Source organism: Winogradskyella schleiferi, from assembly GCF_013394655.1.
In the GTDB taxonomy this organism is placed as follows: Bacteria; Bacteroidota; Bacteroidia; order Flavobacteriales; family Flavobacteriaceae; genus Winogradskyella; species Winogradskyella schleiferi.
Genome location: NZ_CP053351.1, coordinates 4,408,223 through 4,421,501, shown reverse-complemented (window position 1 = coordinate 4,421,501; position 13,279 = coordinate 4,408,223). Strand labels below are relative to the sequence as shown.

The 13,279-nt window shown below is 30.4% G+C and carries 12 protein-coding genes; 4 read left to right on the top strand and 8 right to left on the bottom strand.

Translation table 11 applies throughout. The features are described from left to right. Positions 1 to 196 precede the first annotated feature (196 nt). Positions 197 to 787: a riboflavin synthase gene (locus HM990_RS19150; protein ID WP_178992111.1), complete on the top strand. Its 591-nt coding sequence runs from the start codon at positions 197 to 199 to the stop codon at positions 785 to 787. Here HM990_RS19150 and HM990_RS19145 read toward each other — a convergent pair. Next, a complete protein-coding gene (locus tag HM990_RS19145; protein ID WP_178991536.1) occupies positions 784 to 987 on the bottom strand; it encodes a hypothetical protein in 204 nt (67 codons plus the stop codon). The genes HM990_RS19150 and HM990_RS19145 overlap by 4 nt on opposite strands. 1,193 nt (positions 988 to 2,180) lie before the next feature. Here HM990_RS19145 and HM990_RS19140 point away from each other — a divergent pair. Genes HM990_RS19140 through HM990_RS19130 form a run of 3 tightly spaced genes read left to right on the top strand, consistent with a single transcriptional unit; the run spans position 2,181 to position 6,148 of the window. Then, positions 2,181 to 2,960, top strand: a complete 780-nt coding sequence (locus HM990_RS19140; protein WP_178991535.1) for a polysaccharide biosynthesis/export family protein — start codon at positions 2,181 to 2,183, stop codon at positions 2,958 to 2,960. A 5-nt stretch (positions 2,961 to 2,965) separates the two neighbouring features. Next, complete coding sequence (locus tag HM990_RS19135) at positions 2,966 to 5,302, top strand: GumC family protein (RefSeq protein ID WP_178991533.1); 2,337 nt, start codon at positions 2,966 to 2,968, stop codon at positions 5,300 to 5,302. A gap of 39 nt (positions 5,303 to 5,341) precedes the next feature. After that, positions 5,342 to 6,148: a hypothetical protein gene (locus HM990_RS19130; protein WP_178991531.1), complete on the top strand. Its 807-nt coding sequence runs from the start codon at positions 5,342 to 5,344 to the stop codon at positions 6,146 to 6,148. Between the two features lie 216 nt (positions 6,149 to 6,364). On the opposite strand, the gene HM990_RS19125 is transcribed toward HM990_RS19130, so the two are convergent. The 7 genes from HM990_RS19125 to HM990_RS19095 form a co-directional block, all read right to left on the bottom strand. After that, the gene (locus HM990_RS19125) at positions 6,365 to 7,156 is read right to left on the bottom strand and encodes a glycosyltransferase (RefSeq protein WP_178991529.1); all 792 of its coding nucleotides are present in this window, start codon (positions 7,154 to 7,156) and stop codon (positions 6,365 to 6,367) included. A gap of 301 nt (positions 7,157 to 7,457) precedes the next feature. Then, complete coding sequence (locus HM990_RS19120; protein ID WP_178991527.1) at positions 7,458 to 8,411, bottom strand: ATP-grasp fold amidoligase family protein; 954 nt, start codon at positions 8,409 to 8,411, stop codon at positions 7,458 to 7,460. Positions 8,412 to 8,469: 58 nt separating this feature from the next. Further along, complete coding sequence (locus HM990_RS19115) at positions 8,470 to 9,474, bottom strand: ATP-grasp domain-containing protein (RefSeq protein WP_178991525.1); 1,005 nt, start codon at positions 9,472 to 9,474, stop codon at positions 8,470 to 8,472. Between the two features lie 3 nt (positions 9,475 to 9,477). Next, on the bottom strand, positions 9,478 to 10,494 hold the full coding sequence (locus HM990_RS19110) for an ATP-grasp domain-containing protein (protein WP_178991523.1): 1,017 nt from the start codon (positions 10,492 to 10,494) through the stop codon (positions 9,478 to 9,480). Positions 10,495 to 10,507: 13 nt separating this feature from the next. Beyond that, entirely contained in the window at positions 10,508 to 11,302 is a 795-nt protein-coding gene (locus tag HM990_RS19105) for a glycosyltransferase family 2 protein (protein ID WP_178991521.1), read from the bottom strand. Between the two features lies 1 nt (position 11,303). Beyond that, a complete protein-coding gene (locus HM990_RS19100) occupies positions 11,304 to 12,368 on the bottom strand; it encodes a hypothetical protein (protein ID WP_178991519.1) in 1,065 nt (354 codons plus the stop codon). 5 nt (positions 12,369 to 12,373) lie between these two features. After that, complete coding sequence (locus HM990_RS19095; protein ID WP_178991517.1) at positions 12,374 to 13,279, bottom strand: 6-hydroxymethylpterin diphosphokinase MptE-like protein; 906 nt, start codon at positions 13,277 to 13,279, stop codon at positions 12,374 to 12,376.

The following is a 13,279-nucleotide window of genomic DNA, read 5'->3' as shown; positions in this document are numbered from 1 at the left end:
ACCATTTCTATACGCTAAACGAAGTTATATTCCATAATTTGGGTTTAACTTTGCGACCACAAATTTAAACCAAAATAAGCTTTGTGAAATTAATTACGATAAGAAACTACCTCAAAATTTATTGTTTTATTGTATTTTCAAATCTCTTTACAAAGTTACAAACCTTAATTTGAGTTCACTAAATAAAGTACAGTTTATGTTTACAGGTATAGTTGAAGATCTTGGTACAATTAACAAATTGGTAAAAGATAGCGGCAATTTGCATATTACAGTTAATACGTCCATAACAAATGAATTGAAAATTGACCAAAGTGTGGCGCATAATGGCGTCTGTTTAACCGTCGTTAATATTGAAGGCGACAATTATACTGTAACTGCCATACAAGAAACGTTAGATAAAACCAATCTTGGTTTGCTTAAAGAGAACCACACTGTAAATATTGAGCGCGCCATGAAACTTGGAGATCGATTAGATGGCCATATTGTTCAAGGCCATGTGGACCAGACAGCTCAATGTACTGCAATTTCTGAAAAAGATGGTAGTTGGGTTTTTACGTTTGAATATGATAAAGACCTTAATAATATAACCATTGAGAAAGGTTCTATCACTGTAAATGGTGTGAGTTTAACAGTTGTAAATTCTGAGTTGAACAGTTTTTCAGTAGCCATAATACCTTACACTTATAATCATACTACTTTTAAAAACTTAAAAACAGGAGATTTGGTAAATTTAGAATTCGATGTGATCGGAAAATACGTAAAACGACTTAATGATCTTAGAAATTAAGACGCTTGTTTAGAAGATAATTTGAAGGCTTTATATATACCGTAAGCCATTGCAATTGCAAATAATGCAGCAATTCCACCATCAACTGAAAGTCCAGGTGGCGGAGGCGGCATAGGTGGAGGAGGTGTGCTACCTTGCGCCATAGATACGAAACCTAATAAGAAAACTGATATTGAGGCTAATATATACTTGTTCTGCATTCTATTAAATAAGGTGTAAAAGTATAAAAAAAACTGAGCTAACAAAATTAATTCGACTAAAAAACATCCATCAACGGCATATTTTTACGACGAAACGTTAAAAAATAAGCTTAAATTAGGGAAGACAGCTACATTTTTAACCTAATACAGCGGCAAATATACTATAATATTACCATTTTCGCGACGAAACTTAGAAACTAAAAAATGTAAAGGGATATTACGCTTTCTTTGAGTAAATTCCTTTAGTGTTTTGAAAAATAAAAAAAGTTTAGTTACCATAAGTAATTGCTTATAATTTAGTTAGATATTATTAAAAAAAAATAACCTTATATTTAACTGATTAATTCACTGATTAGCAGATTTATTATTTCGTCTAACAAATTTGTCATTTTTTTACGGTTTAAGTCTTTTTAATCATCAGTCTTAACCTGTCGGAGATAGATTGATTAAAAAGCTGTTAATTTGCTTTGAACTTTCTAATTATCGAGCGAAACAAGAATATTATTCAATTTTAAAATGTTAGAATTTTACTTTCGCTTTGTATATTTCACAATGAACTTGAAAACAACTAGGAGAAGATTGCTGATTTAATATTGAATTTATTACAAAACATCCTCAATTTCTAAAAGTAATAACCACTTTCTTACGTGCCTCAGACATGAATTTTCAAGTCAAAAAAAGCCACTTAGTTTTAGATATTTGTAAAACTAGAGTCCAAAATCTTGATAGCAAATAAAGGATTTAAGGAGTTTTTGAAAAACGATAGAATTGGAGTATCACAACATAATTATGACTTTATTAAATACAATCAAACTAGAGAAACCTTCTTCAAACCTTATCTGTTTTAGATTTATTGTTTTAAGAACTATAAGATCGAAGCATTTATCAAATCCGAACACCAATTTAACCTTAAAACCAAAGCTCTTATAAATGGTAATAAAATTCTGATTTTAAGCTAAAAATAAAACTGTATGGTTTTTGTATAGTTAATTAATAAATATTGAGCCAATTAGCCATATTATACGAGGTTTTTTTAACAGAGTTTGTGATAAAATAGTTTAACTTTATGATCTATTTGTCAATTTTAAAAAGCGTTAAGTTTAATAAGTTTTAAACCTAAAAAACAAATATTATAAGTAGCTTTTTTTAATGTTTAAAAATTGATAAACAATTACTTCAAATAAATGTAAACAATGAATTTTAATCTAACGAAAATAATTGAATGCAAATCTACAAATCAATTTATAATTCTTATTGTCATCACATCATTAATGGGATGTGCATCCTCTAGAAAAATAGATTATTTTCAAAAGACAGAAGGCGTAGAAATAAATGAAAATTTTACTAATTATGAGCCAACAATTCAATTTGGTGATATTCTAAATATTAACGTATCATCTGCAGAACCTGAAGCGGCTCTTCCTTATAACCTATACGAAACCCAAGGTAATGGTGTTGCTAGACCTCTGCCCTATTTGGTTAATGCTAGTGGTGAAATTAATTTTCCTTCGCTTGGAGAAATTAAAGTAGCAGGCCTTACTATTCAACAAGTTACAGCGGAACTAAACAAAAAACTGCTCCCATATTTAAATAATCCTATTATTAATATACGATTTGTTAATTTTAAAGTCTCTGTTTTAGGTGAAGTACGTTCGCCAGGTACATATACAATAACAAATGAAAGAATTACTATAATTGAAGCAATAGCCCTTGCGGGAGACTTAACCATTTATGGAAAGCGTAAATCCGTGACCTTAATTCGTGAGCAAAACGGAAAACGAACTTTGACAACTATTGACCTTACCGACAGAGCGTTTTTTAATTCTCCTAATTACTATCTGGCTCAAAATGACGTTATCTACGTAGAATCGAACAAAACCAGAGTTAACTCGTCTTCTGTAGGACCAAACTCTTATATTATTGTATCGATTGTATCTGTTTTAATTTCTATTGCTGCTATTATCATTAGGTAAATATTATGAGAAAAAATATAGATAGCCTAGACGACTTCTCTCAAAGAGATAGAATTGATCTTAGGGATACCATTAAAAAGTATAGCTATTATTGGAAATTCTTTTTAATAGGAGTTGCCTTAGCTTTGGCTCTAGCCTTTGCTTATTTAAAATTCGCGACATACGAATACGAGGTGTCGTCAACCATTTTAATAAATGATGAAGATAACGATGGAGGTTCAACTTCCGAGATTTCTGTGTTCCAAGATTTAGGTTTGTTTGCAGGTCCTAAAACTTCTATCGATACGGAAATAGGCATCTTAAAATCAAAATCTATTATTGAAAGAGTCGTTAAAGACTTGGGTCTCAACATCAGATATTTTGTAAAAAACGGATTGGTTACTAAAGAAATTTATAAAGACCAAATGCCTTTTAAAATTCATTTTTTATTAAATGATCAAGGCTTAAATAATTTAAATTCATCCTTTACTATAAAATCAATTTCTGACAATAAGTACGAACTTTTTGATAGTAATGGCAATAAAATTAGTACAGGTGGTTTTGGCGAGAAAATGTCTTGGGATTTTGGTGATATTATAGTCACACCTAATCAAATAGAGAATAAGGAACAGTCGGAAATACTAATAAAAATAAGTCCGTTAGAGGAAGTTGCCATTGCATTTAAAAAACGAATTGAAATAACTGCTGAGAATCCAAAATCTAATCTGCTAATACTCAAGTTACAAGATCCTATTAAACAAAAAGCCATAGAAGTATTAGATAGCTTAGTTTGGTATTACAACCAAGATGCAATCAATTATAAAAATCTTATAGCAAAAAACACCAACGAATTTCTAAACAGCAGAATAGATGATGTTTCTGCGGAATTAACAGGTTTGGATCAAGGTGTTGAAACCTATAAATCCGAAAATCAACTCAGCAATATAGATTACGAATCAAATATTACGTTAGCATCAAATGCCTCACTCACCAAGCAAATAGCTGAATTAAATTCACAAATAAAATTAATAGACTATCTAATTGATTATATGTCGACTAATAAGGATGATTTAATTCCTGATAATTTAGGAATGCTCGATGATAATATGAATCAAAATGCCATAAAATATAACAACTTATTATTAGATAGAAATAGAATATTGAAAGGTGCAAATAGCGAAAACCCGATTGTTCTTAATTTGAACGATCAAATTAAGAGTTTACGGGAAAGCATAGATCGCAGTTTAATAAATCAACGCTCATCTTTGAGAATTACATTAAACGAAGCGAGGCGACAAGAGGAAAAATTAAACTCCCAAATTTATTCGACTCCAAAAAAAGAAAGAGAAATAAAAGTTATTACAAGGCAGCAAGAAATTATTGAAACTTTATACCTCTATTTGTTACAAAAACGAGAGGAGAACTCAATTTCCGCAGCAGTATCTGCACCATATGCCATAATAATTGATAAAGCATACGGAAGTAGTGTCCCAGTTGCACCTAGAAAAACTATAGTGTTAATAACAAGTTTACTATTAGGTTTTCTTATACCAGCTTTTATAATTATGCTAAAAGCATTATTTAACAATAAGATAAACACCTATGACGATATCAAAAGCAATGTCAACGCACCATTAATTGGTGATATTCCGAAAGCGAATACTAAAAAAGGAATCATTTCTTTCGGCACTAAAAAAAATGATCATATTGTAGAGTCATTTCGACTATTGCGGACAAATATTATCCATCAGCTTTCTGGTGGAAATAAAAACAGGCATACCATATTCGTAACATCTACTATTTGTGAAGAAGGGAAAACATTTATTTCTACTAATTTGGCAACTTCATTCGCATTACTAAACAAAAAAGTTTTATTAATTGAAGCCAATATTAGAAACCCTAAAATTTCAAATTATCTTAAATTGAAATCAGAAAATGGCTTGTTTCATTTTTTAACGGATAAAAACTTAAAAGCCATTGACGTTATAACACAATACAAAGATCAAAATTTTGATATTATTGATGCTGGTGAAAAAATTGGAAAATCATCCGAGGTACTTAATAGCGATCGTTTTGAAGAACTAATAAATTATGGTAAAAACAATTACGATTATGTCATAGTTGAAACACCTGCTGTTAATACGGATTCTGATACTTTAATGCAAGCCGACCATGCTGATTTATTTTTATACGTTGTAAGAGTAAATTATTTAACTGAAAGACTTCTGAACGTACCAAAAACATTATATGAAAGTAATCGCTTACCTAACATGAACATACTAATGAACGCTATCGATTACAACAAATTGGGCTATGATAATGGTAGTGTAAAAAAATCTTTATGGAAAAGAGTTTTTAGATAATAATCTGTAGAGTGAATTAATATGATAAATGAAATTATTATGACAAAAAAAGAACAAATCGATAAGTACGGATGGATGGTTATCAAAAATGTATTCAGTAACCAAGAGATTGAAACATTTAGAGAATATGCGGAGAAAGACAAAAATCATAAAGGCGATTTACTGTCAGCTAAATTTCTTTCAAAAATTATTACGGATAAGCGTATAATTAATATTTATAAAGAATCTACGGGTCATAATAATCTAATTTACTTTGGTGATAGCACCTTATCTTATAACACCTCTCTTAGTGGATTTCATAAAGACTCAAGAGATCGGGACAATAAAGAAAGTCTAGAGTTTAAGGATAAAGACTATTCGCTACTTAGGCTCGGAATTTATTTACAAGATCACTCTAAACACTCCAAAGGCCTGTGTCTTAGGACTGAATCACATTTACAACAGAGTATTGAGAAGGGAAAGATAATTAATGTGAAAAGTGAAGTTGGAGATGTTATTATTTGGAAACTTACCACAACACATTCTCCTAATACAGACATTATTTCTCTATTCCCAAACCATTCTTTTCATCCTGGTATAACAAAACGATTACCCAATTTTTTAAAAAAGAAGTCAATATCTCCTAGACTAGCATTGTTTATGGGCTTTGGTGTAGATGACAAATATACCGAAGACTATATTGAATATTTAAAAACTAGAGCTTATGCTGTAAGCCGTTGGGAAAATTCTAATTATAACACAGAAGATATTGAGACTTTAAAACATATGAATGTAAAAGTCTTAACCGACTTTAATCTTTCTGAAGTTGACCAGGCTGCGTTAAATACTAATTTTAAACAAGTATAATTGTGGTAGTTTTATATTTACATTATATATAATTACCTGAGAATCTTCTATAAAAGAATTATGGGGTTTCTTTTTTTAAACTCAGCATAACAAGCTCTCAATGTATGATTGATTTTGTTTTTTACTAATTCTTCTTGTAAAATGCGAAAAACGTAATGATGGGTTGGAAAAACCTATTTAACAAATTAATACTTCAGAATAGAACACGAAATAAAATTATCTAGGATCCAATCTTCTTAATTGCATATAGATAGAATTAGGCACCATTCCCAATGCCAATGGAATAAATGCATAAATATATTTGTACCAAGGCAATTTAATGCGTTTGTAACCTTCCAATCTTAGTTTACAATCGTTACATCTAAATTGAAAGTTTTTTCTTGATAAAAACGTCGTATCAACTCTATACTCAAATAAGTAGTCAGGAATATTATGAAATATTAAACCTGCACTTGCTGCTCTAAACCACATTTCTAAATCCTGAGACGTTCTGTATTTAGGATTGTAAAATCCTATTTTAGCCAAACTCGCTTTTTTAAATATTACTGTCGGGTGAGATATGGGACTAAACTTTGGTAACATTGCAATGATATCGCTATGTCTCACAGGTACGGTGCGCGTTCGCTTAATTTTACCGTTTTCATCTATATCATTGGAAAAAGTTCCTAAAATATCTATATGTGTATGTTTTGTCAAAAAAGCCATCTGATTTTCGAACCTATTCGGTTTTGATACATCATCAGCATCCATCCTTGCAATATAGTCTCCATTTGCAATAGCAATTGCGCTATTTAAATTTTTAGTGAGGCCTAAATTTTCTGTGTTATATATAACTTTAATTTTTGGGTGGTTCTCTTCATACTGTTTTAAAATAGTCGTTGACTTATCTGTTGAACAGTCGTTGAAAATTATAAACTCAAAATCTTGATACGTTTGGTTTAAAATACTATCAACGGCCTCTTTTAAATACTTCTCGGCATTGTAAACGGACATAATTACTGATATCATAACAAGAGGGAATTAAGGGATTAATTAAACTTACTTTGACGTTGATAAGTTAGTCCAAAAACAAGTGGTTTAAGTAGATTCAACCCATACAAATTAAATACAGCATATTTTGAAATTATTTCGTTTTCAGCCAGTTACATATTATTGGGATTAATTGCGCTTTTTGGGTTATAAACAGCAAATTCTATCGATATACGAATTTATTGATCACTTAAAATAAATTCATATAATTGCAGAAGATTCAACCCTTCTCACGAAATGTTGTGGCAGTGTTGTGGTAAAAATGTGTCGTGTTTTGGGCTTACTTGTTCAGTAAAAGCAAATTATGGTTTGCTTTGGGCAGTTTTAGCTGTGAACCCAATAAAAGATCGTAATTATTTTTTACTGGAATAAGCGGAAGTAAACCACTACCTGGGAAAAATGTTAACTCCCCAAAAAGAATTTTACCGGGTGGGTTGTAAAAATCAACTCTTACATAAGGAAATGGAGCGCTTAGTTTTGTTGCAAGCCTTTTCATTTCTTCAAATTGTGGAGGAATAGGTAAAACGTGATTGGACTTTTTGAATTTATTATACGTAAAATCAACCCGATTCCAATCAATATCATAAAAATCCACATAGTGAACTCCGTCTAAATCATTATTGATTTGTATATATTTTGGTTCTCCATTAAAGCACATAAATTTATAATCAATGAGCGGTTGATGTTCAATCAGTTTTTCTATTATGATTCTAGGCTTAATGTCTTTATAGTTCCACTCTCTCCCTAATGCATAAACATTTAATTTTAACCAAGAATTCATGATGTTTTGCCACTTACTCCAATCTAACTCATTTTTATCTTTACATATTAAATTAGAGCTACAGCCATGAGTTGCTTTAGCCACAAAAGATTTTGGCAATATGTCAAAATCAATATCATCTGCATTGGTATATACACCAATGACATCGTTGAGTAAATGCTCATACCCCAAATTAGTTAAATAGTTGTGCACTTCATATTTATCCGTAACAATGGGCATACTATCATTTCTGTAAAACAACTTCAACCATTGTAACTTTTCAGTATATGTTTGAGGGTTTTTTAGGTTAATTGGGTGACCAAATCTCTTTTTATAAGTGTGTTTTATATAGGCATGATCTGTAAATCTATGCATCATAAATTTCTCATATACTGCTCTTGTTTTCGCATACAACAGTGTTCCAAAAAGGGATTTAGAGGCAATTTGCTTTATAAATTCATTAAAATTAAACATAGGCTTTTAATTTCTTTTTTATTAATCCTAATTGTTTGATTAATTCAATATTTGATGTTTATTCGATATTCTTTATATAATCAACCATACCAATTCCCATATAGTATTCTATGTCTTGAGTTATTTCTCGTTTATGCCAAATTTCTTCTTCTTTTTGAAAATAGTAATCCGGATCTCCTCCTAATATTGCAAAGTGCATTGTTTGGTATTCTAACAATTGTAAATCCCCATTCTTTTCAGAAATATCTAAAGAAACGTTAGGACAATTTAACTGCTGCTTACATTTTAATGCAAAGCTTAGTACGTTTTCTGGTGGATCTTCTTCCATTTCATATAGCTTACTTCCTGAAGCTCTAAAGTCATTTTTTCTCACATAGCGTTTGCCACCAAGGCATTTATCGCCTAACACTAATATTTTCCAATCATGAGTTAGGTCTGGTATGAATTCTTGAATAATTAATTTTCCGAATTTTTTAGGGTAATGTTTTTTATTCTTAAACCGTCTATAAATGTAATAAAGGCCATCAAGACTAAGTTGAAAGTTGTTTTCCAACATTTTTGATAGTATTTTTTTGCCTTCTTCAATATTATTTGCAAGTTTTACATTTCTACTGCGAAATCCCGTGTACTTTTTTATGACAGCTGGATACGATACTTTTTTGAGTGTTTCAACACCTTCGTCATAGGTTCCAATTGGTATTCCATATGGACTTCTAATACCAATCCTTACTTTTTCGAGCTCTTGAAAATTTTTGTTTTCATGAGCCAGAAAGTGTCTAATCTCAGGTACTAATATTCCACCTCTCAATGTTATTTGAATAAGGATATCGAGAATAAAGCTTTTATATATTGGGTATTGACTGCTTGTGTAAAAGAAATAAACGCCTTCTATATTTTCTTGCTCTTGAGATTGCTCTATAAATGTGTTAATCGTTATTTCCTCACAATGAAAATCGTTTGCCCGGAAGACTTCTGAGAAGAGCTTTAAATTTAAACCCTCTATCTCGTGATTTCGCTGCGGAATAATATTTTTATAATTAGTAAGAAATATTATTTTTCTCATAAGCTAAATTGAATTATTCTCTAAGCTCTTTATATGTTCATTGATTCCAAGTCCCATATAATACTCGAGCTCATTAGTTATTAATTTCTTTTTCCAACTACCATCCTCAAATTCAAAATAGTGAATAGATTTCCAAGCTAATAAGGAAAAATGCATGGTTTGGTACTCCAATAATTGTATATCTCCTTGATTTTCTGAAATATCCATAGATATATTGGGACATTCTAAAATCTGTTTGTTTCTCAATGCAAAACTCAAAACGCTATCTGGTGGGTCTTGTTCTAGTGAATATAACTTACTCCCAGAAGCCCTAAAATCATTTTTTTTAACAAAACGCTTCCCTCCGATACAACAATTTCCAAAGACAAGAATTTTCCAATCGTGAGTAAGATTGGGTAGAAACTCTTGAATGATAATCTTTCCGAACCGCTTTGGGTAATGCTTTTTATTCTTAAATCTTCTATAAAGATAGTAAAGGCTATCTCTGTTAAATATTAAATTTCGTTCTAAAAGTTTAGAAAGTATTTGTTTTCCTTCCTTTGTGTCATTTGCAAGCTTTACATTTCTACTCCTAAATCCTGTTGCTTTCTTTATTACCACAGGATATGACGTATTACTCAAAGCCTCTAGACCTTCTTCGTAGGTCCCAAAGGGAACACCATAAGGACTATTAATTCCTAATCTGACTTTCTCAAGTTCTTGAAAGTTTTTATTCTCATGCGATATAAAATGTCTCAACTCAGGGATTAAGATCCCTCCTCTTAATTTAATTTGAAGTAGAATATCTAGAATATAACTCTTATAAATAGGATATTGACTGCTGGTATAAAAGAAATAAACACCATCAATACTTTCTTGCTCATTTAATTGTAAAACAAATTCGTTAATTCTCATTTCTTCACAACGAAAACCTTCTGCCTCTAATACGTCTGAAATAATATTTAATTTTAACCCTTCTATCTCATTACTCCGTTGCGGAATAATATTTTTATAGTTAGTAAGGAAAATTATTTTTTTCATTTTTTAGATTGACTTATTGATTTTCGATTTTTCTATATATAGATACAAGATTGGCCATAACCTCTTTAGTTGCTAATCTTAATTTCGCAGAAGTGATATAAAAGAATCTTAAAAAAATATTTGGGCAATAGGTTTTTAAAAACAATCTATTCTCATGCACAAGCTGCTTATAAAGCCCTTTGGTATTTGAAGCGCCTCCATCGCACATAACCAGCAAAGGTTTGTTTATAAATACAAACTCGTATTCCGCTTTATAAATTCTATACATCAGTTCCGCATCTGATGCTATTTTATAATTTAAGTTAAACAATCCGACATCGTCATAAATAACTTTAGGAACAAAGGTTGCAGGATGCCTAACACCATTTTTATAATGCTTTGTTTTCTGTAGAAATCGCGCTTTACTTGTTCTTAATAACTGTTCTGTCGTTTCGCTTTTAAATATGAGTTCTCCTGTTAAAACTGATTTTTGGTCTGTTTTTTGAAAAGCATCATAAACCATGTCCAAGGTGTTATGATAATAATAATCATCAGAATTTAACAGTCCTATTACCTTACCTTTTGCTAATGCAATACCTTTATTCATGGCATCATAAATCCCTTTATCTGGTTCAGAAACATGTATTATACCTCCTTTGAATTTTTCTTTATATTGAATTATAATAGCGTTGGTTTTATCATTTGAATTACCATCTATAATAATATATTCATAGTTTTCAAAAGATTGATTCAAAACTGATTTAATAGTACGTTCAATAGTTTTTTCGCTATTGTAGGCCACTGTTATTATAGAGAAATCTATAGTCATATTAATCTGTTTTAATCCAATAAAAAGTCATGATAAAAAAGATGAAGTCGAAATTCCCAACAAACATGTCGCCGTCAAATGAAGCTCTTATTGTTAAAAGTAAAAGAAGCCATAATATATAATAATGCCTATATTTAATGTATTTGAAAATAGAAACGACAAATAAAATGATAAAAACAATACTACCAATACCAGCTCTAGAATGAAATTTAATAAAGGAATTATGAGGATTTCCACTAAATTGGTCGTACATAGGTAAAACAGAAACATCCACTCCTGTAAATAAATTCACAAAATTAATGTGTTCAAAATAAATTCTCCACAACTCCCAGCGTGGCGTGTCCAAACCCGCTCCTAAATTGGTGTCAGATGTTAGTTTATCCCCAAAGTCGAGAAATAGGTAATAACAAGCGACAACTAGTGCTGAGACTAATAGAAATTGTATAACCCTGTTTTTCCTGAATTTATAAAAGAAAACCAATAGCACTAATAGAGCACTTACAATTAAACTTGTCCTTCCGAACAAGAAAAATGAAAGTATTAGTCCAAAGATTGGGAAAATTAATAGGTAAAGATTATAGGTGATTTTTAAATAAAACAATAAAAATCCTGTCCAAAATACAACAACGAAACCAGCGTGGTTTCTACTTAAACTTTCATAAATCTCATTAGGATCTGCATTTAAAATAAATAATTTATAAGCTATGAAACCTATGGTAATTGCATATGATAAAACAACCCAAAAAGTCAAGTTTTTATTTTCTAATAAAATAAAGACATAGGCTAAGAGCAAATTACCCATTAAAGTAATTGACCCACCTAGTCCGTTTTCGGTGAAAAAGAGATTTATGAGTGACATTACGATTAAGAAAACCACAAAAATCATAGCTTCCGAAAACCAAAATCGCTCCTTCATCGGAAAACATAATACAAAAATGCCAAATGATAATAATGCACTAACGAGTATGACTTCTTTAGATTGCAAAATATCACTTATCGCCATAAGAACAAGTGTCAAACCTATGAGGTGACTTAAATAATTGTCTTTATGAATTATGGCTTTCATTAAACTTAATTGGTTATTTGACTATTATCGGAAAATAACGCATCGTATTCCACACGTGGTAAGAAATCGATAGCACCATGATTTGAAGCATTCATAAGCTTTACGCCATTTTCAGTTGCATTTGAGAACATTAATTTTAAGTGCTCTAATGTTTTGCCGTACGTTTTTAAGTAAAACTCGTTATCAATATTCTTCTTTTTAAGGGTTTCTAAAATTAATGCTATTTCCTCTTCCGTTTTAGTGTAAGAATGTCCCCATTGATTATTGACTTTATTGTATTCAAAGTGCTCTAAGAACCCTGTCATATCTACACCTATTAAATAGATTTCTTTAAATCCCATATAAATAGCTGAGTTTATAGCATAAATAATTACGTTCTGAAATCCTGGAGTAATTCGATGAAGCTGAGACGGGTTTTTTAATTGTGGGGTGAATGTTTTATAATTATAGATAAATTTAAATTTATGCTTTGGAAATAATTTTATAAAATTTGCTCTACGACGGTAGGGAATAATGTAGGTCATATCCGGATTTGATTTTAAAGTACTATCAATCATATCAATTTTCTCTTTATCCTCTTCAACTTTTGGGTCTAATCCAAAAACAATAGGATCAAAGAATAAGTGATAATTTGAATTTAGTGTTTTAAAATCATTACTCTTCATCATGTAATTTACTGTAAATACAAACTCATTAGTCAAATGATTTAAGTTATGATGTTTTAAGGATGGACCATTACCAACTATAAAACACCTTTTACCTTTATGTACATTTTGTAACTCTTTAGTTCTATTTAATTCTTTCCTCAAATCTTTACTAAATAAAAATTTAAGATAGTATTTAAGATCTCTCCTGTAATTATCCACCAAATTTATTACCGACATGGTAACCTCCTCTCTTCTTCCGAACAT

Excerpts from the sequence above, each read along its gene's own strand:
- HM990_RS19150 (WP_178992111.1), top strand. The coding sequence starts at position 197 with ATGTTTACAGGTATAGTTGAAGATCTTGGTACAATTAACAAATTGGTA.
- HM990_RS19145 (WP_178991536.1), bottom strand. The coding sequence starts at position 987 with ATGCAGAACAAGTATATATTAGCCTCAATATCAGTTTTCTTATTAGGT.
- HM990_RS19140 (WP_178991535.1), top strand. The coding sequence starts at position 2,181 with ATGAATTTTAATCTAACGAAAATAATTGAATGCAAATCTACAAATCAA.
- HM990_RS19135 (WP_178991533.1), top strand. The coding sequence starts at position 2,966 with ATGAGAAAAAATATAGATAGCCTAGACGACTTCTCTCAAAGAGATAGA.
- HM990_RS19130 (WP_178991531.1), top strand. The coding sequence starts at position 5,342 with ATGACAAAAAAAGAACAAATCGATAAGTACGGATGGATGGTTATCAAA.
- HM990_RS19125 (WP_178991529.1), bottom strand. The coding sequence starts at position 7,156 with ATGATATCAGTAATTATGTCCGTTTACAATGCCGAGAAGTATTTAAAA.
- HM990_RS19120 (WP_178991527.1), bottom strand. The coding sequence starts at position 8,411 with ATGTTTAATTTTAATGAATTTATAAAGCAAATTGCCTCTAAATCCCTT.
- HM990_RS19115 (WP_178991525.1), bottom strand. The coding sequence starts at position 9,474 with ATGAGAAAAATAATATTTCTTACTAATTATAAAAATATTATTCCGCAG.
- HM990_RS19110 (WP_178991523.1), bottom strand. The coding sequence starts at position 10,494 with ATGAAAAAAATAATTTTCCTTACTAACTATAAAAATATTATTCCGCAA.
- HM990_RS19105 (WP_178991521.1), bottom strand. The coding sequence starts at position 11,302 with ATGACTATAGATTTCTCTATAATAACAGTGGCCTACAATAGCGAAAAA.
- HM990_RS19100 (WP_178991519.1), bottom strand. The coding sequence starts at position 12,368 with ATGAAAGCCATAATTCATAAAGACAATTATTTAAGTCACCTCATAGGT.
- HM990_RS19095 (WP_178991517.1), bottom strand. The coding sequence starts at position 13,279 with ATGTTCGGAAGAAGAGAGGAGGTTACCATGTCGGTAATAAATTTGGTG.